Source organism: Pseudonocardia humida, assembly GCF_023898865.1.
Taxonomy (GTDB): domain Bacteria; phylum Actinomycetota; class Actinomycetes; order Mycobacteriales; family Pseudonocardiaceae; genus Pseudonocardia; species Pseudonocardia humida.
This window is the reverse complement of the sequence record NZ_JAGSOV010000054.1, coordinates 15,582-32,287: the sequence shown is the minus strand read 5'-3', so window position 1 is coordinate 32,287 and position 16,706 is coordinate 15,582. Positions and strand designations below refer to the sequence as shown.

General features: G+C 74.7%; 14 protein-coding genes. 5 read left to right on the top strand and 9 right to left on the bottom strand.

The features are described 5' to 3' along the window. Positions 1–3: 3 nt before the first annotated feature. From KDL28_RS25480 to KDL28_RS25455, 6 genes are all read right to left on the bottom strand, one after another. The gene (locus KDL28_RS25480; RefSeq protein WP_252442282.1) at positions 4–666 is read right to left on the bottom strand and encodes an endonuclease V; all 663 of its coding nucleotides are present in this window, start codon (positions 664–666) and stop codon (positions 4–6) included. Positions 667–758: 92 nt separating this feature from the next. Then, a complete protein-coding gene (locus KDL28_RS25475; protein WP_252442280.1) occupies positions 759–1,349 on the bottom strand; it encodes a hypothetical protein in 591 nt (196 codons plus the stop codon). A 3-nt stretch (positions 1,350–1,352) separates the two neighbouring features. After that, positions 1,353–4,157, bottom strand: a complete 2,805-nt coding sequence (locus tag KDL28_RS25470; protein ID WP_252442278.1) for an IQM protein middle domain-containing protein — start codon at positions 4,155–4,157, stop codon at positions 1,353–1,355. Then, entirely contained in the window at positions 4,154–4,507 is a 354-nt protein-coding gene (locus KDL28_RS25465; protein WP_252442276.1) for a DUF6507 family protein, read from the bottom strand. Before KDL28_RS25465 ends, KDL28_RS25470 begins: the two co-directional genes overlap by 4 nt. 127 nt (positions 4,508–4,634) lie before the next feature. Next, a complete protein-coding gene (locus KDL28_RS25460; protein WP_252442274.1) occupies positions 4,635–4,943 on the bottom strand; it encodes a pore-forming ESAT-6 family protein in 309 nt (102 codons plus the stop codon). 13 nt (positions 4,944–4,956) lie between these two features. Further along, positions 4,957–5,292 carry a hypothetical protein gene (locus KDL28_RS25455; RefSeq protein WP_252442272.1) on the bottom strand — a complete coding sequence of 112 codons (336 nt, stop codon included), beginning with the start codon at positions 5,290–5,292 and terminating at the stop codon, positions 4,957–4,959. 613 nt (positions 5,293–5,905) lie between these two features. Between KDL28_RS25455 and KDL28_RS25450 the strand changes: the two genes are divergently transcribed. Further along, positions 5,906–6,922: a M23 family metallopeptidase gene (locus KDL28_RS25450; RefSeq protein ID WP_252442270.1), complete on the top strand. Its 1,017-nt coding sequence runs from the start codon at positions 5,906–5,908 to the stop codon at positions 6,920–6,922. A 29-nt stretch (positions 6,923–6,951) separates the two neighbouring features. Here KDL28_RS25450 and sthA read toward each other — a convergent pair whose 3' ends face one another. Then, the gene (gene sthA, locus KDL28_RS25445; protein WP_252442268.1) at positions 6,952–8,364 is read right to left on the bottom strand and encodes a Si-specific NAD(P)(+) transhydrogenase; all 1,413 of its coding nucleotides are present in this window, start codon (positions 8,362–8,364) and stop codon (positions 6,952–6,954) included. 291 nt (positions 8,365–8,655) lie between these two features. Between sthA and KDL28_RS25440 the strand changes: the two genes are divergently transcribed. Further along, on the top strand, positions 8,656–9,915 hold the full coding sequence (locus tag KDL28_RS25440; protein ID WP_252442266.1) for a DUF4192 domain-containing protein: 1,260 nt from the start codon (positions 8,656–8,658) through the stop codon (positions 9,913–9,915). On the opposite strand, the gene galE is transcribed toward KDL28_RS25440, so the two are convergent. Both galE and KDL28_RS25430 read right to left on the bottom strand, forming a co-directional pair. After that, positions 9,857–10,822, bottom strand: coding sequence for a UDP-glucose 4-epimerase GalE (gene galE, locus KDL28_RS25435; RefSeq protein WP_252442264.1), 966 nt, complete (start codon positions 10,820–10,822; stop codon positions 9,857–9,859). The genes KDL28_RS25440 and galE overlap by 59 nt on opposite strands. A 112-nt stretch (positions 10,823–10,934) precedes the next feature. Beyond that, the gene (locus KDL28_RS25430) at positions 10,935–11,675 is read right to left on the bottom strand and encodes an iron-dependent transcriptional repressor DtxR (RefSeq protein WP_252442262.1); all 741 of its coding nucleotides are present in this window, start codon (positions 11,673–11,675) and stop codon (positions 10,935–10,937) included. 163 nt (positions 11,676–11,838) lie between these two features. On the opposite strand from KDL28_RS25430, the gene KDL28_RS25425 reads away from it, so the two are divergent. From KDL28_RS25425 to KDL28_RS25415, 3 genes are read left to right on the top strand one after another with little or no spacing between them, the layout of a single operon-like run. Beyond that, positions 11,839–13,002: an acetoin utilization protein AcuC gene (locus KDL28_RS25425; RefSeq protein ID WP_252442260.1), complete on the top strand. Its 1,164-nt coding sequence runs from the start codon at positions 11,839–11,841 to the stop codon at positions 13,000–13,002. A gap of 1 nt (position 13,003) precedes the next feature. Beyond that, on the top strand, positions 13,004–15,775 hold the full coding sequence (locus KDL28_RS25420) for a bifunctional acetate--CoA ligase family protein/GNAT family N-acetyltransferase (RefSeq protein WP_372497066.1): 2,772 nt from the start codon (positions 13,004–13,006) through the stop codon (positions 15,773–15,775). Further along, on the top strand, positions 15,772–16,692 hold the full coding sequence (locus KDL28_RS25415) for an alpha/beta fold hydrolase (protein ID WP_252442258.1): 921 nt from the start codon (positions 15,772–15,774) through the stop codon (positions 16,690–16,692). The genes KDL28_RS25420 and KDL28_RS25415 overlap by 4 nt, the downstream gene beginning before the upstream one ends. Positions 16,693–16,706 lie beyond the last annotated feature (14 nt).

Genomic DNA, 16,706 nt, shown 5'->3' with positions numbered 1-16,706 from the left:
CGCCTACTTCAGGGCTCGGCGGGAGATGTGGTCGGCCCGGCGCACCGGGTCGGGCAGCCGGAACTCGGTGCACAGCCCGAGCACGACGTCGCAGGCCTGGTCGACGCCGATCCGGTGGCCGGGGGAGACGTACACCGGGCGCACCCCGTCCTGGGTGCGCAGCACGCACCCGAGCACGTCCCCGCCCTCCACGAGCGCCGCCCGCTCGCCCCGCGCCGGCCCGGGCTCGTCGTGCTCGCCGACGAGGTGGTTCTTCGCGCAGCCCACCGCCGGCAACCCGGTGACGACGCCCAGGTGGCAGGCCACCCCGCAACGGCGGGGGTGGGCCAGCCCCTGACCGTCGCAGAGCAGCAGGTCGACCGGGGTCCGCAGGGCGTCCAGCACCCGCAGCAGCATCGGGATCTCCCGGAAGGCCAGCAGCCCCGGGACGTAGGGGAACCCGACCTCGCCGTCGACCACGACCTCCTCGACGGCCTCCAGCGTCCCGACGTCGACCACGACCGCGGCGGCGGCGACGAGGTCGGAGTCCTTGCGGTAGGAGATGTCGAGGCCGGCGACCCGCCGCGGCGGCGGCACCGGACCCGTCGGGATCTCGACGCGCGCCGCGATCTCCCGCTGCACGACCTCCGCCTCGGCCACCGTCGCCGGCTCGCGCCACCGCTCCACCCGGCGATCCTGCCCTCCGGACCGGGCGACAGGGCCAGAGGGTCGGGTGGCCCGCCCACCCCTCCGGACACCGGGAGGGGTGGGCCACGATCTCAGCTCGGCTCGAGCGGCATCCCGGTCAGCTCGGTGAAGTCGGCGGCCGTCGACCCGGGCTCGGCGCCCGAGAGCAGGTCCACACCCGGTGCGGTGAACGCCCCGGTCGATCGCAGGGCCACGAGCTGGCCCGTGCGCAGTCGCAGGACCAGCACCTTCAGCTCGCCACCCCCGTGCTCGACGGTGTCGAAGAGGCGGTTGAGCGTGCGCCGCACCTGCATCTGCGACAGCGGGATCCGGCCGATGACCGGAGCACCGGCCAACGCCCCCCATTCCTCGACGCCCTGCTGCTGGAAGGGCGGCACCGGCCACGGGCGCCGCGCGTCGAGCCGGTCCACGATGCGGATGAGCGCGTCGCGGACCGCGGCGTCGTCCTGGTTGGGGAGGTCGGCGAGGTGCTCACCGGACGCCAGCGCTGCGGAGGCGGCCTCGTAGTACGCCTCGATGGGTTGGGTGAAGACCCGCTGCCGCAGGACCCCTTCGACGATCCGCTCGACGGCGTCGTCGTCGAGCGGACCGGTCAGATCCGCACCGTAGGTCAGCTGGTGGACGTAGCCCCGCCACGGGGATACCGGCTGTGTCGGCGTCATGTCTCAGAATCCTGCCTCGAATTGGATCCCGGAGGTGTCCAGACCCTGCTCGCGCAGCACGTCGGCCACAGTCTGCTGGTTCTCCGGGAGCGGTTGGTAGTGCCCGCTCTTGCGGGACACCACCTGCGGGACGCCGTTGACCACCGCGATCTCGCCCGCTCCGGCCACCGGTCCACCGCCGAGGAAGCTGGAGTGGTGGAGCTGGCCGACGATCTGCTCGGGTGAGACGTAGAGGTTCCCGTTGCGGTCCATCACGAACATCGCGCGCGGCTCGCCCGCGGAGTGCACCGTGGAGGCGTTCGAGGTGTCCAGCGGGGAGCCGTCGTGCGCCCAGTGCAGCCGCCCGTCGATGACCACGACCCGGTGCGCCTCCAGCACGTCCGGCGTGAAGTACTCGACCCTGCCGCCGAAGGCGGCGCCGGGGTGCGTCGGGTCGTTCTCGTACTTGTAGTGGTCGTTGAGCTCCCTGGGAGGCAACAGCTCGTCGCGCACGAGCGGCGGGTGGACGCCGGGCGGCAGCGATCCCTCGGCTCCCGGCGCGCCGTCCTGGGGCGTGCCGTCCGGGGGTGGCGCGTCGTCGCCGTCGTAGTACCGGCCGTCGTCGTAGTAGCCGTCGCCACCCGGTCCGTCGCCGGGTCCGTCGCCGCCGGGTCCGTCCCCACCAGGTCCGTTGCCGGGTCCGTTATCGCCGGGTCCGTTACCGCCGGGTCCGTCCGGCCCGTCGCCACGACCGGGCGCATCGGGCGCGCCATCGCGTCCGCTCGGCACGTCCGCCGGCGGCAGGTCACCCGGGGCGTCCGGCGTGGTCGGGGTTTCAGGCCCGCGCCCGACCGGCGGGTCCGCGTCGAAGCGGGCGACGGGCACGTCGGGCCGCACGGGCGGGGTGTCGAAGCCACCACCGCGCCCGCCACCGGCCGGGACGTCGGGTCGTGCGGGCGGGGTGTCGAACCCACTGCCCCGCCCCCCGCCGGTGATCGGCTGGTCGGGCAGGCCGGCCCGACCCGGCACCTCGGCGCCGCGCGAGGACGGTCCCGGGGTGTCGATGCCGCCTGCCGCAGGCGCGTCGGCACCGCGCGCACCGGCTCCCACCAGCTCGCGCTCGGGCACCCGCGCGGGGACCTCGGCGTCCGGTCGCAGCGGTCCGTCGGCGCCTGCTGTGCTGGGTGCGTCGATGCCGCGTCCGCCGCCGATGACGCCGTCCTGGACGAGTGGCGGTCCGTCGGGGATGTTCGGGGTCGGCGGGTCGAAGGTGCGGCCGTCGATGACGCCGTCGGGTGTGAGGGTGGCCGACGGCGGGAGGGTCCGTTCGCCGGCGCTGTCGCGGGTGGGCGGGGTGTCTGGTGCGTCGGCGCCGGGTGTGGCGGGTGTGTCGACGTTGCGTCCGCCGCCGATGACGCCGTCCTGGACGAGTGGCGGTCCGTCGGGGATGTTCGGGGTCGGCGGGTCGAAGGTGCGGCCGTCGATGACGCCGTCCGGTGTGAGCGTGGCCGACGGGGGCGGCGTGTTGCGGGCGCCGTCGCCGACCGCGTCGCCCACGGACGGGCTGCCGGAGGTCGACGGCGGGTCGAAGACGCGCTGGTCGATGACGCCGTCGGGCACGGCCAGCTCGCCGGGCCTGCCACCGGAGGGCGGCGACGGGGTGTCCACGTGGGTGGGCGGGGTGTCGACGTTGGGGATGGTGACGTCCGGCACCTTGAAGCCGGGGAACTTGGCGATCGCCTTGCCCGCCAGGTCGGTGACCGTGGGCATCCTGGCGATGAAGTCGCCGACCTTGACCGCCCCGGCGCCCGCCTTTGCCACCACCGCGACCCGGCTGCCCTGCGCCGCGGCGCCGCCGCCCCGCAGCGCGCTGCCGGCGCCCTTGGTGCCGATGATCGCCGAGACGACGTTGAACGTGACCATGCCCGCGGCCTTGGACTTGTCCTCGCCCCAGGTGTCGTAGGCGATCAGCGCCTTGCCCGCGCCGAGCAGGGTGTCCGCCAGCGCGCCCTTCGGGATCCCGGGCAGGTCGGTGACGCTGTTGATGGCGAGCGCGACCGGGCTCAGGGCGAGGGCGAACATGCCCAGCCCCTTCCACGCCGCGCCCGCGTTGGCCCAGCTCCACTGGCCGTCGGCGTAGCCGATCAGCGCGCCGAGGCCCTTGACCATCTCGACGGCGCCGTCCTTGATGCCGACGAAGAACGCGCCGACGTCGCCGAGGAAGCCGCGGTCGTGCTCCTCCGCCTTGCCCCACGGCAGGGCCTCGCCCTGGCCGAGGACGGCGTCGAGCATGTCCTTGGAGTAGCCGAACTCGTTGTCGGCGATGGTGCCGTCGCCGTTCTCGGCGACGTAGCGGCGGTCGGAGTACAGGGCCAGGATGGAGTTGGCGCAGCGGCGCTGGGCGTCCTGGAAGTCGGCGACCGCGGCGTTGACGTCGCTCAGCAGCTGGTTGTGCCGGTTGACCTGGTCCTCGTCCTCGCGCCATTCCGGGTCGGCCCGTGCGGTCGCCTCGAAGGCGGTCGCCTGGTCCCGCAGCGCCTGCAGCCTGGCCTTGATCGCGTCGACCTCGGTGGCGTAGGTGCTCAAGGCGCCGCCGACCGCGGTGAAGTCCTGCCCGACCGAGGCGGTGATCGTCTGGACCGGTCCGGTGGCCGCGAAGAGCTGGGCCGCCTCGGGAGCGGAGTAGACCGGGCCCAGGGTCTGCCACGTGGAGTGCACGCGGCGCCCGGTGTCCGGGAAGTCCGCGCCGAGGCCGGTGAGCGCGGCGGCGTGCTGGCCGAGCACCCCCATGTCGCCCGGGATCTGCGGGATCGCCGCTGCGCTGATCACTGCGGACCACCGCCGTACCCGGGCATGGTGGCCCGCGGGTCGGGGGCGGCAGCGGCCGAGGCCTGCGCGTTGGCCGCCATCTCCAGATCGCCCTCGACGTAGGCGTTGGTGGCCTGGGCCGCGCCGTTCATGCAGGCGCTGGTGCGGGTGAAGACGGAGGTGATGTCCGCGGTCGCGGACTCGGCGTAGCCGGCCAGCGCCTGGTTCACGATGTCCGAGCTGGACTGGCCCATCGCGCCTTCGAGGCTCGCGTTGAGCGTCGTCATCTGCCCGTCGAACTCCTGGGCCACCGCCTCGGTGTTGGTGAGCACCGAGCGGACGCCGACCGGGTCGATGTCCCACCGCGTCATGATCGGACCTCCGGCTCGCCACCGCGGGCCCGGTGGACCCCACCACCGCGTCCGGTGGTCCGCCCCCTCGCTCCGTACGTGCCTTCCACTGCTTCCCCCCTTGCCGAACTACCGCGCCGGGCGCAGGTCAGCCGATCGAGTCGACGGCGCCCCTGGCGCGGGTCAGCGCGCTGGTCGCCGAGTCGTCGTTCTTGGTCATCGTGGTCCGGACCAGCGCGATGATCTCCCGGACCTGGGTCGCGGCGTTGTTCCAGCGCTGCTCGACGGTGCGGTACTGGTCGTCGACGCCGTCGGCCTGGAAGTCGGACATCGCCGTGGCGACGTCGGTCTGGCGCTGGGAGATGTTGGCCTCGAGGCGGGCGACGATGCCGCCGAGGTCGGACTGGACCTGCTGGGAGACGCCGGTGTCGAAGCTGCGGCGGTCGGTGCTGGGCATGTCTGCCTCCAGGTCAGCGGCCGGCGCCGAAGCGCGCGGCGTCGAAGTTGGCGGAGCCCTGGGCGGAGGTGGCGTTGTCGGCCATCTCGGTGTCGCCCTGGCTGAAGGACTGGTTCATGCCGCTCTGGCCGCCGAGGATCGCCGACAGCGCACCGTTCAGCTCCGCGGTGATCGAGTCGGCGTTGGCCTTGAACGAGTCGAAGGCGGCCCGGCCCGCGCCGTTGAAGTTGCCCTCCAGCGGCTCGGCCGCCGCGATCAGTTGCTGGATGAGGGCGCCGAGGTCGTCGCTGGAGCCCTGGGTCTGCTGGGTGAGCGCGGTGAGCGTCTGCGCTCCCATGTCGAACTTCATGATCGCCCCCTGGTCGGTTCTCGCGTGATCGGCGGCAGCGTCACCGGTGCCTCGCGGCGTGCGCGGCTGGTGACGGCGTCGGTGCACGACGTGACACGGCACGGTATCGGCCTGCTCCCGCGCGGGAGGGGCGTTGTCGCATTCACGCCATGCCTCCGGTCCGATCGAGAATCATCGGTCCGCGCGCCGTTTCGGTGCGCTGAATGAATCACGTGTCCGTCCCGGGTCCGGTTCACCGGATCCGGGATTTTCTGGCAGCCGTCTGACGTGCGCGGTGACGGACCTCCGTTGCTGCGCCGATCGTTTGAATGTGATGGGCCTTCCGGGGTGAGATCTACGGTGAACGGCCGATCCTGACGGGAAATCGGAGATGGCTGCGCGGTGAACGCGCCACTCGACGGGCCCGACGCGTTCCACTCGTCCGCTCGTCGCGCCGGGCCGTCCGGCAGTCTCACCGGGTTCCGGAGCGGGTTACTCGCCAGTCGCCTCCCGCTTACCGTCTCCAGCGGATCGATAACGGCGCGGTCACAGCCCGGACACGGGTCCAACCCCGGGACCCTCCCCACCCCCGAGGGGACGTCCGGCCCGCGCCGTCGGATCCGGAAGGAAGGTCGTGGCACGGCACCGCTCCCCCGAGGGCCGGCGCGCACACCTCGAGCCCCCGCTGTCGCCCGCACTGGCGGCAGCGGGGGTCGGTGACGCGTACCGGACCGTCGAGTTCCGCTTCCCCCTGACCTCGTCGGCCGCCCCGGCCGGCGGCGCGGGCGGCTCGGCGGGATCCCGCGCGGACTCGTTCACCTCGTCCACCCCCGTCCGCTTCGTCGCGGCGGCCATCGCCGGCACCGCGCTCGCCGCGACCGGCCAGCACCTGCTCGTCCAGGCCGTCCCCGCGGCCTCGGACGGAGCGGCCGCGCTGCGCGCCGGCATCGACGGCCTCTTCGGCACCACCGGGCAGCAGGCGGCGCCCCCGACGGCCGACGTGCCAGTGGCGCCGATCGTCGCGGCCTCGGAGGCCGCCCCGCTCGTCGCGGAGCCGATCGGCGCCATCGGCTCCGAGCCGCTGACCGCCGAGCCCGTGGTCGCCGACGCCGCCGCCCTGGTGAAGGCCGCCGACCTGCAGCGCATCGCGGCCGAGGAGAGCGCGCGGGCCGCCGAGCAGGAGCGGGCCCGGATCGCGGAGCAGGAGCGCGCCGCGGCCGACCGCCGGGCGGAGAGCGAGGCCGCCGAGGCGGCAGCGGTCGCCGGCGGTGGCGTCCAGATGGTCGACGGTACGTTCACCTCGGCGTTCGGCGCCCGCGACGGCCGCGCCCACGAGGGCATCGACGTCGCCGCGCCGATCGGCACCCCCATCCACGTCCCGCTCGCGGGCACCGTCGTCGACTCCGGGCCCGCCAGCGGCTTCGGCCTGTGGGTGCGCGTGCAGCACGAGGACGGCACCATCACCACCTACGGCCACATCAACCGCTCGTTCGTCGGAGTGGGCGAGGAGGTCGAGGCGGGCGAGGTGATCGCCGAGGTCGGCAACCGCGGCCAGTCGTCCGGGCCGCACCTGCACTTCGAGGTGACCAGCGAGGCCGGCACGAAGATCAACCCGCGGCCGTGGATGAGTGAGTTCGGGGTGTCGATCTAACCGCGCCCCCTCGCCCGTCCCGGCCCGGATCAGGCCTCGGCGGCGAGCGCGTCCAGCGCGCGGATCTTGTTGGTGGCGTCCAGCGCGGCCACCTTGTACGCCTCGGACAGCGTCGGGTAGTTCAGCACCGTGTCGACGAGGTAGTCGACCGTCCCGCCGCAGGCCATGACCGCCTGGCCGATGTGCACCAGGTCGGTGGCGCCGGTGCCGAACAGGTGCACGCCGAGCAGCGTTCGGTCCTGCGTGGACACCAGCATCTTCAGCATGCCGTAGGAGTCGCCGACGATCGCGCCCCTGGCCAGCTCGCGGTAGCGCGAGGTGCCGACCTCGTAGGGGACGGCGCGGGTGGTCAGCTCGGCCTCGGTGAGGCCGCAGTAGGAGATCTCCGGGACGGTGTAGATGCCGATCGGCTGCAGCGCCTGCAGCTCCCGGGCCGGTTCGTCGAACGCGTGGTAGGCGGCCAAGCGGCCCTGGTCCATGCTGGTGGCCGCGAGCGCCGGGAAGCCGATGACGTCGCCGACGGCGTAGATGTGCGGCACGCTCGTCCGGTAGTGCTCGTCCACGCTGATCCGGCCGCGCCGGTCGGCCTCCAGCCCCGCCTTGCCCAGGTCGAGCTCATCGGTGACCCCCTGCCGACCGGCCGAGTACATCACCATGTCGGCCGCGATCCGCTTGCCGCTGGCCAGGCTGGTGACGGTGCCCCGGCTGGTGGTCTCGACCTTGGAGACCTCCTCGCCGAACCGGAAGGTGACCGACTGGTCGCGCAGGTGGAACTTGAGCGACTCGACGACCTCCGGGTCGCAGAAGTCGAGCATGGTCGGGCGCTTCTCGACGACGGTCACCCGGGTGCCCAGCGCGGCGAACATCGAGGCGTACTCGATGCCGATCACCCCCGCTCCCACCACGACCAGCGAGGACGGCACCCGCTGCATCTTCAGCACGGCGTCGGAGTCGAGCACGTGGTCGTCGTCGAAGGCGACCTCGGCCGGGCGGGCGGGCTTGGTGCCGGTGGCGATGACGACCTTCTCGGCGGTCACCGTCTTGTGGTCGCCGCGGGCGTCGCCCGCCACGGTGACGGTGTGCGGGTCCTCGAAGCGGGCGGTGCCGCCGAGGATGTCGACGTGGTTGCGCAGCAGCTGGTTGCGGATCACCTCGACCTCGCGGCCGACGACGTGCTGGGTGCGGGCGAGCAGGTCGGCGATGGTGATCTCGGACTTGACCCGGTAGCTGGCGCCGTACATGTCGCGCTGGGCGAAGCCGGTCAGGTAGAGCACCGCCTCGCGCAGCGTCTTCGACGGGATGGTGCCCGTGTTGACGCAGACCCCGCCCATCATGTCGCGCCGCTCGGCCACGGCCACCCGCTTGCCGAGCTTGGCCGCGGCGATCGCGGCCTTCTGCCCGCCCGGGCCGGATCCGATGACCAGCAGGTCGTAGTCGTACACCCGGGATCCTCCAGCCTGTCGCGGCTGCGCGCCGCCCGTCGATCCGCCGCCCTCGGTCGTGCTCGACCGGCGGCGGGCGGGCCGAGCACGTGCCCGCCAGCGTCGCGGGCCGGCGCGCACCCGGCAAGCGCGGGAGATTAACAGTCGGCGACGACAGGTCGACCCCTGCACGGCGCGGGCCGTCCACAGGGGGCACGGCGACCTGGGACGACGCCGACGGGCCCGCCGGCGGTCCACAGCCGTACGGCGCAACCGGCCACGGGCCGACCCACCGTCGGTGACCCTGCGTTCATGACCTCCACCACCTGGCCGCCCACCGGCTCCCACGTCCACCGCCCGTCCGCCGCCCGTCCGGGACCGACCGCCCCGCCGCCGCACCGACCCCCGCTCGACGGGCGCGATCCGATGGAGCCCGCACCCGACGGGCGCCGCGCGGACCCGACCCGCGAGCCCACCGCCCGACCGCCCGTCGACGAGTTCGTGATCGGCGACCCGGCCGGGCTGGCCGCCGCGGTCCCGGCACTGCTCGGGTTCCACCCGCGCGACTCGCTGGTCCTGCTGTCGATCAGCGGATCGGGCGCAGGCCGGCGGATCGGCCTCACGCTGCGCGCGGACCTCCCGCCCCGGTCCTCGCCGCCCGGCGACCTCGCCGAGCTGGGCCGCGCCGTGGTGGGCATGCTCCTGCGCGACAGCCCCCGGACGGCCGCCGTGCTCGTGCTCGCCCCCGGCCGCGGCGCCGACCTGCCGCACCGCCGCCTCGTCGATGCGATGACCGAGGCGCTGCGGGCCCACGGGATCGGGCTGCTCAGCGCCGTGTGGGCGGCGAGCACGGCGGAGGGCGCGCCGTGGGCGTGCTACCTGCCGTGCGGCTGCAGCGGCGCCCTGCCCGACCCGGGCACCACCGCGCTCGCCGCGCGGGCCGTGCTCGACGGGCGGGTCGTGCACGGCTCGCGCGACGACGTGGAGCGCACCCTCGAGCCGGTCGACCCGGCCGCGATCCGCCGCCGCGAGCTGATCCTGACCGGGGAGGACCGCTCGACCGGTGTGCTCGACGCGCCCCCCGACGATCCGCGGGAGCTGATGGCGCTCGTCGACGCGGCGATCGCCGACGCGGGCGACGGCGCGCTGGCGCTCGACGACGCCCGGGCGGTCGAGCTGGCCGCGGCGCTGGCCACCGTGTCCGTGCGCGACGGCGCCCTGCAGCGCTGCCTCGGCCCGGCCGCGGGCGCCGCCGAGCAGCTGTGGGCCGCGCTCGTCCGCGAGGTGCCCGACCCGGAGGCCGCCGAGCCCGCCGTGCTGCTGGCGGCGTGCGCCTTGCTGCGCGGCGACGGCGCCCTCGCCACCATGGCCCTCGGGCGGGCCGAGCGCGCCTGGCCGGGGCACCGGCTCACCGGTCTGCTGCGGGTGCTGGCCCACGCCGCGGCGCCGCCGCCCGAGGTGCGGGAGGTGCTCACCGCGAGCGTGGCCGAGGTGCCCGGCCCGCCGCGGTCGGTCAGACGGGCTGGCGGCGGCTCTGCGCGAAGCTCCACGCGTCGCCGACCATCGTGCTGAGGTCGGTGCGCACCGGGTTCCAGCCGAGCTCGGCCTTGGCCGCGTCGCTGGCCGCGATCAGCACCGCCGGGTCGCCGCTGCGGCGCGGGGCGGCGACGGCGGGGATGGGGTGGCCGGTCACCTCCCGGCAGGCCTCCACCACCTCGCGCACCGAGAAGCCGGTGCCCGAGCCGAGGTTGTAGATGCCGTGGTGGCCGGGCCGGGCGTGCTGCAGCGCCAGGACGTGGGCGTCGGCCAGGTCGTCGACGTGCACGTAGTCGCGGACGCAGGTGCCGTCCGGGGTGGGCCAGTCGTCGCCGAAGACCTGCACCGACTCGCGGGTGCCCGCCGCGACCTGCAGGACGAGGGGGATGAGGTGGGTCTCGACGGCGTGCCGCTCGCCGAAGCGGCCGTGCGCACCGGCCACGTTGAAGTAGCGCAGGCTCACCGCGGCCACGCCGTGGGCGGCGGCGTAGGAGGAGATGGCGTTGTCGATCGCCAGCTTGCTGGCGCCGTAGGGGTTGGTCGGCCGGGCCGGGGCGTCCTCCCGGATCGGGATCGCCTCCGGCTCGCCGTAGGTGGCCGCGGTCGAGGAGAACACCAGCCGCGGGGTGCCGTGGCGGCGGATGGCCTCCAGCAGCCGCAGCGAGGTGACCACGTTGCCCGACCAGTACAGCTCGGGGCGCTGCACCGACTCGCCGACCAGCGAGCGCGCCGCGAAGTGCAGCACGCCGTCGAAGCCGGCGCCCAGCACCTCGTCGGCCGCCTCGGCGAGGTCCGCCTCGACGAACTCCGCGCCGTCGGGCACCGCGTCGCGGTGACCGGTGGACAGGTCGTCGAGCACCGTCACGTCGTGGCCGGCGTCCACCAGATGGGCGGCGCACACACTGCCGACGTAGCCGGCACCACCGGTGACGAGCAGCTTCACGGACATCCTCCTCGGGCACGGGTACGCACCGCCGCGGGCGGCGCGGCGCCCACCGTCTCATGCGCCCGCCGGTCGCCCGCGCGGGGGACCGGGCCGCCGGCCGCGGTACCGGTCAGCGAGCGGCGACCAGCACGGCGTGCGCGATCAGCGGGGCCACCGCCGACTCCGCGCCCCGCGAGCTCACCGGCACCGACTCGCCGAACCGGGAGATGGAGCGCACGTCCACGTCGAGGCCCGGCACGATGCCGGCCCCCTTGAGCTCGGCCATCAGGTCGGCGTCGACCTGGATGTGCTCGGCGATGCGACGCACCACGACCTGACCGCCGCCGCGGCGGGCGAACTCGTCGAGCCGCTGCAGGCCGGCCTCCAGCGTCGGCGGCGCGTTGTGCGAGGTGCGGCCGTTGGCGACCTCGGTGCCGTCGGCCGCGACGGGAGGGGTGAGGTCGGCCAGGCCCGGGATGGGGTTGCCGTAGGGCGAGATGGTGGGGTTGTCGAGCAGCGCCACGAGCTTGCGCTCGACGGCCTCGCTCATGACGTGCTCCCACCGGCAGGCCTCGGCGTGCACGAACTCCCACTCCAGGCCGATCACGTCGGCCAGCAGGCGTTCGGCGAGGCGGTGCTTGCGCATCACGGACACGGCCCGCGAGCGCCCGGTCTCGGTGAGCTCGAGGTGCCGGTCGCCGGCGACGACGACGAGGCCGTCGCGTTCCATGCGGGCGACCGTCTGGCTGACTGTCGGCCCGCTCTGGCCGAGGCGCTCGGCGATCCGGGCGCGCAGCGGGACCACGCCCTCCTCCTCGAGCTCGTAGATGGTGCGGAGGTACATCTCGGTGGTGTCGATGAGGTCGTTCACGCTGCAGCCCCTTCGGTCGACACCCATCCTATCCGCGTCGGATGTCCGGTAGGTGGCCCGGCATGGGCCCGCTTCCCGACGATCGCGCCCGCCTCGACCACGGGCGGGGTAGGCCGTGCGCGGAACGCGCGATGCGGGCCCCGCATCCCCTACGGTCGGGGCCATGACGGCCGCAGTGGTGTGGACCCCGGAGTTCCTCACCTACGACCTGGGCGACGACCATCCGCTCGACCCCGTCCGGCTCGACCTGACGATGCGCCTGGCCACCGAGCTCGGGGTGCTGGAGGGCGTCGAGCCGCTCGTGCCGCGGCAGGCGCCCGACGAGGAGGTGCAGCGGGTGCACGTGCCGTCGTACCTGACGGCGGTCAAGTCGGCCCCGGAGGCGCCGTTCCGGGTGGGCCACGGCCTGGGCACCGACGACAACCCGATCTTCTTCGGCATGCACGAGGCCGGCGCGCTGGTCTGCGGCGGCTCGCTGCTGGGCGCCCGCGAGATCGCCGAGGGCCGGGTCGACCGGGCGGTCAACATCGCCGGCGGGCTGCACCACGCCATGCCCGACCGGGCCGCCGGCTTCTGCGTCTACAACGACTGCGCCGTGGCCATCTCCTGGCTGCTCGACCACGGCTTCGAGCGCATCGCCTACGTGGACGTCGACGTGCACCACGGCGACGGCGTGCAGGAGGCCTTCTACTCCGACCCGCGGGTGCTGACCATCTCGCTGCACCAGCACCCGATGACGCTCTGGCCCGGCACCGGGTGGCCGGGGGAGTCGGGCCGGGGCGAAGGGGTGGGTTACGCGGTCAACGTCCCCCTGCCGCCCGGCACCGCCGACGGCGGCTGGCTGCGCGCCTTCCACGCGGTCGTGCCCTCGCTGCTGCGGGAGTTCCGCCCGCAGATCCTGGTCACCCAGTGCGGGGCCGACACCCACGCCGAGGACCCGCTGGCCAACCTCGGGCTGTCGGTCGACGGCCACCGGGCGATCTACCGGGCGCTGCGCGAGCTCGCCGTGGAGACCGCCGGGGGCAAGTGGCTGGCCACCGGGGGCGGCGGGTACGGGCTGTTCCGGGTGGTGCCTCGGTCCTGGACGCACCTACTGGCCACCGTCCTCGACCGCGACGTCGACCCGCGCCGCCCGATCCCGGCCGGCTGGACGGCGCACACCTCCCGGCTGACCGGGCGCCCGCTGCCCACCGAGATGACCGACGGGCGCGACCCGAGCCACGAGCCGTGGACCGAGGGCTCCGACCGGGTCGACACGGCCGTCATCGATGTGCGACGAGCGGTGTTCCCGCTGCACGGCCTCGACCCCGACGACCCCCGGGACTGACGTGGACACGACGAACCCGAGCCCCGGCCCCGCTGCCGACACCGCTGCCGACACCGCACCGGACGTCGATACCGCCGCGAGCGAAGCCACGGTCCCGGCCCCGGTCCGGCAGTCGCCCGATCCCGGCTACCCGCGGCACTGGGAGGCCGACGTGGTGGCGTCGGACGGCGGCATCGTGCACCTGCGCCCGATCCTGCCCGAGGACGCCCCGGCGCTGCTGCGCTTCCACGAGCACCTCTCCGAGCGCACCCGCTACCTGCGCTTCTTCGGGCCGTACCCGCGCATCCCCCCGCGCGACCTGGTCCGCTTCACCACCGTCGATCACCGCTCGCGGGTGGCGTTCATCTGCCTGCTGGGCGACGAGATCATCGCGGTCGGGCGGTACGAGGGCCTGCCCGGCGGGGCGCAGGGTGAGGGTCCGCACTCCGCGGAGGTCGCGTTCGTCGCCCGCGACGAGCACCAGGGCCGCGGGCTGGGCTCGATCCTGCTGGAGCACCTGGCCGCGGCGGCCAGGGAGAACGGCCTGCGCCGGTTCGAGGCCGAGGTGCTGGTGGAGAACCAGCAGATGGTGCGGGTGTTCCGGCAGGCCGGCTACCAGGTCAGCCGGGCCTTCGCGGAGGGCGTGCTGCACCTGGAGTTCGACATCGACCCCACCGAGCGGTCGCTGGCGGTGCGCGATTCGCGCGAGCAGCGGGCCGAGGCGCGCAGCGTGCACAACGTCCTGCACCCCACCTCGGTGGCGGTGATCGGGGCCTCCACCGACCCGTCGAAGATCGGCCACGCGGTGCTGGCCAACCTGCTGCGCGGCAACTTCACCGGGCCGGTCTACCCGGTCAACCCCGACGCCCGGTCGGTGCGCGGGGTGCGGGCGTACCCCTCGGTGACCGACATCCCCGACGAGGTCGACCTCGCGGTGATCGCGGTCCCGGCGTCGAACATCGACGAGGTCATGGACTCCTGCCTGGCCAAGGGGGTCAAGGCGCTGGTGGTGGTCAGCGCCGGGTTCGCCGACGCGGGCGAGGGCGGCACGGTGGCCGAGCGGCGGCTGGTCAGCGAGGCCCGGGCGCACGGCATGCGCGTCGTGGGCCCGAACGCACTGGGCGTGGCCAACACCGACCCGGAGGTGCGGCTCAACGCCACCCTCGCCCCGGACGTGCCCGGGCTGGGGCGGGTGGGCTTCTTCTCCCAGTCCGGGGCGCTGGGCATCGCCATCCTGGCCGCGGCCAAGGAGCGCGGCCTCGGCCTGTCGACCTTCGTCTCGGCGGGCAACCGGGCCGACCTGTCGGGCAACGACCTGCTGCAGTACTGGCAGACCGACCCGGCCACCGACGTCGTGCTGCTCTACCTGGAGACCTTCGGCAACCCGCGCAAGTTCGCCCGGCTGGCCAGGCGGCTGGCCCGCACCAAGCCGGTGGTGCTGGTCAAGAGCGGTCGGCACTCCGCGCCGACGCCGGCGCTGGCCGCCACCGCCACCCCGGTCGACGACGTGAACCTGCGCGCGCTGTTCGAGCAGTCCGGCGTGATCCGGGTGGAGACGCTGGCGCAGCTGTTCGACGTGGCGCTGCTGCTGGCCTACCAACCGCTGCCGGCCGGGCCGCGGATCGCCGTGGTCGGCAACTCCACCGCGCTGGGCCTGCTGGTCGAGGACGCGCTGCTCGACGAGGAGATGGAGCCGGCGGGCAAGGCGGTCGACGTGGGCGTCACGTCCACGCCGGAGGAGTTCGCCGCCGCGGCGGCCGCTGCGGTGGGCGAGGAGGGCGTCGACGGCCTGATCGCGGTGTTCGTGCCGCCGGTGGCCACGCCGGGCGCGGCGTACGCGCGGGCGCTGCGCGAGGCGGTGGCCGACAGCGGCAAGCCGGTCGCGGCGGTGTTCCTGGCCGCCGAGGGGGTGCCGGCCGAGCTGGCCGTCGCGGGTCCGGGCGGTGGGCCCGGTCGGGGATCGGTGCCCAGCTTCTCCAGCCCCGAGCGGGCCGCGGCCGCGCTGGCCCGGGTCAGCCGGTACGCGCGGTGGCGCTCGCGGCCGGTGGGCGAGTTCGTCCGCCCGCAGGGGGTCGACGCCGAGCGGGCGCGCGCCCTGGTCCACAGGCTCGGCGCGGAGCGCACCCACCCGGTCGCCGACGAGGAGGCCGTCGAGCTGCTGGGCTGCTACGGCATCGCCGTGGTCGACTTCCGCCGCGTGGAGGGCGTCGAGCAGGCCGTCGCCGCGGCCGAGGAGCTGGGCTACCCGCTCGCGGTGAAGGCGGCGGCCGAGCGCTGGCGCCACCGCACCGACCAGGTCGGCGTCCGGCTCGACATCGTCACGGCCGAGGGCGTGCGCCGCGCCCACGACGACTTCCTCGCGCTCACCGGCAGCGAGGAGCTCTACGTGCAGCGGATGGCGCCCAAGGGCGTCTCCTGCGTGCTGGAGATCGTCGACGACCCGACGTTCGGCTCGCTGCTGTCCTTCGGGCTCGCCGGGATGGCCACCGAGCTGCTGGGCGACCGCGCCTTCCGGGTGGTGCCGGTCTCCGACCAGGACGCCGCGGCGCTGGTGCGGGCGCCGCGGGCGGCCCCGTTGCTGGCCGGCTACGGCGGCACCGAGCCGACCCGCCTCGAGGCCCTGGAGGACCTGGTGCTGCGGGTCGGCGCCCTGGCCGAGGACCTGCCCGAGATCCGCTCGCTGGTGCTGGAACCGGTGCTGGCCTCGGCCGACGGCGCGGCCGTCGTCGGGGCCAGGGTGGTGCTGGGGCCGCCGCCGCAGCGCGCCGACAGCGGGCCGAGGCGGTTGCGGTGAGCACCGCGCCCGTGTTCGTCGACCCGGAGGACGAGTCCTGGGGCCACCACACGCTCCGCGACGCCGAGGGCCACCGCGTGCACCTCACCCGTGGCGGCACCGGCCCGGCGGTGGTGTGCCTGCACGGGTGGCCCGGCGGTTGGTTCGACTACCGGCTGCTGCGCCCGCTGCTGGAGCCGGTCGCCGACGTCGTGCTGCCCGACCTGCGCGGGTTCGGCGGGTCCGACCGGCCCGCCCTGCCGGTCGCGGGGTACTCGCGGGCCGCGCAGGCCGCGGTGGTGCTCGCCGTGCTGGACGCGCTGGGGATCGAGCGGGCGGTGCTCGTCGGCTACGACATCGGCTCGTCGATCGCGATCCAGGTCGCCCGCGACGCCCCGGACCGGGTCGTCGGGCTGGCCCTGGGCAACCCGATGAACCCCGCGGCGGGCCCGCTGCTGCTGGCGCCGGAGCACCGCGGCGAGTTCTGGTACCAGGACTTCCACCAGCTGGAGCTGGCCTCGGCGCTGATCGACGGGGAACCCCGGGCGGTCGCGGCCTACCTCGGCCACTTCTACCGGCACTGGGGCGGGCGCCAGGAGCCGCTCGGCCCGGCGCACCTGGCCGCGCTGGTGCGCGCCTACGCCGAACCGGGGGCGTTCACCGCGAGCCTGAACTGGTACCGCTCGGGCTCGTCGAGCCTCCCGGTCGCCGTGGCCGCGGCCCGCGGCGACGCGCCGCCCGCGCCGCCGGTGGGGGTGCCCTCTGCGGTGGTGTGGGGCGCGGCGGACCCGCTGTTCCCCCCGGCCTTCAGCGAAGGGCTGGAGGCGATGCTGCCCGGGCACCGCCTGACCGTGCTCGAGGACGTCGGCCACTTCGTGCCGTTGGAGGCGCCGGGCGAGCTCGCGGCGGCTGTGCGGTCGCTGCTGCCGGGGGGTTGAGCCGGCCGTCCGGT

What these genes read in the sequence shown, in the direction of transcription:
- KDL28_RS25440 (WP_252442266.1), top strand. Translation starts at nt 8,656, where the DNA reads ATGACCTCCACCACCTGGCCGCCCACCGGCTCCCACGTCCACCGCCCG.
- KDL28_RS25475 (WP_252442280.1), bottom strand. Translation starts at nt 1,349, where the DNA reads ATGACGCCGACACAGCCGGTATCCCCGTGGCGGGGCTACGTCCACCAG.
- KDL28_RS25460 (WP_252442274.1), bottom strand. Translation starts at nt 4,943, where the DNA reads ATGCCCAGCACCGACCGCCGCAGCTTCGACACCGGCGTCTCCCAGCAG.
- KDL28_RS25455 (WP_252442272.1), bottom strand. Translation starts at nt 5,292, where the DNA reads ATGAAGTTCGACATGGGAGCGCAGACGCTCACCGCGCTCACCCAGCAG.
- KDL28_RS25425 (WP_252442260.1), top strand. Translation starts at nt 11,839, where the DNA reads ATGACGGCCGCAGTGGTGTGGACCCCGGAGTTCCTCACCTACGACCTG.
- KDL28_RS25465 (WP_252442276.1), bottom strand. Translation starts at nt 4,507, where the DNA reads ATGACGCGGTGGGACATCGACCCGGTCGGCGTCCGCTCGGTGCTCACC.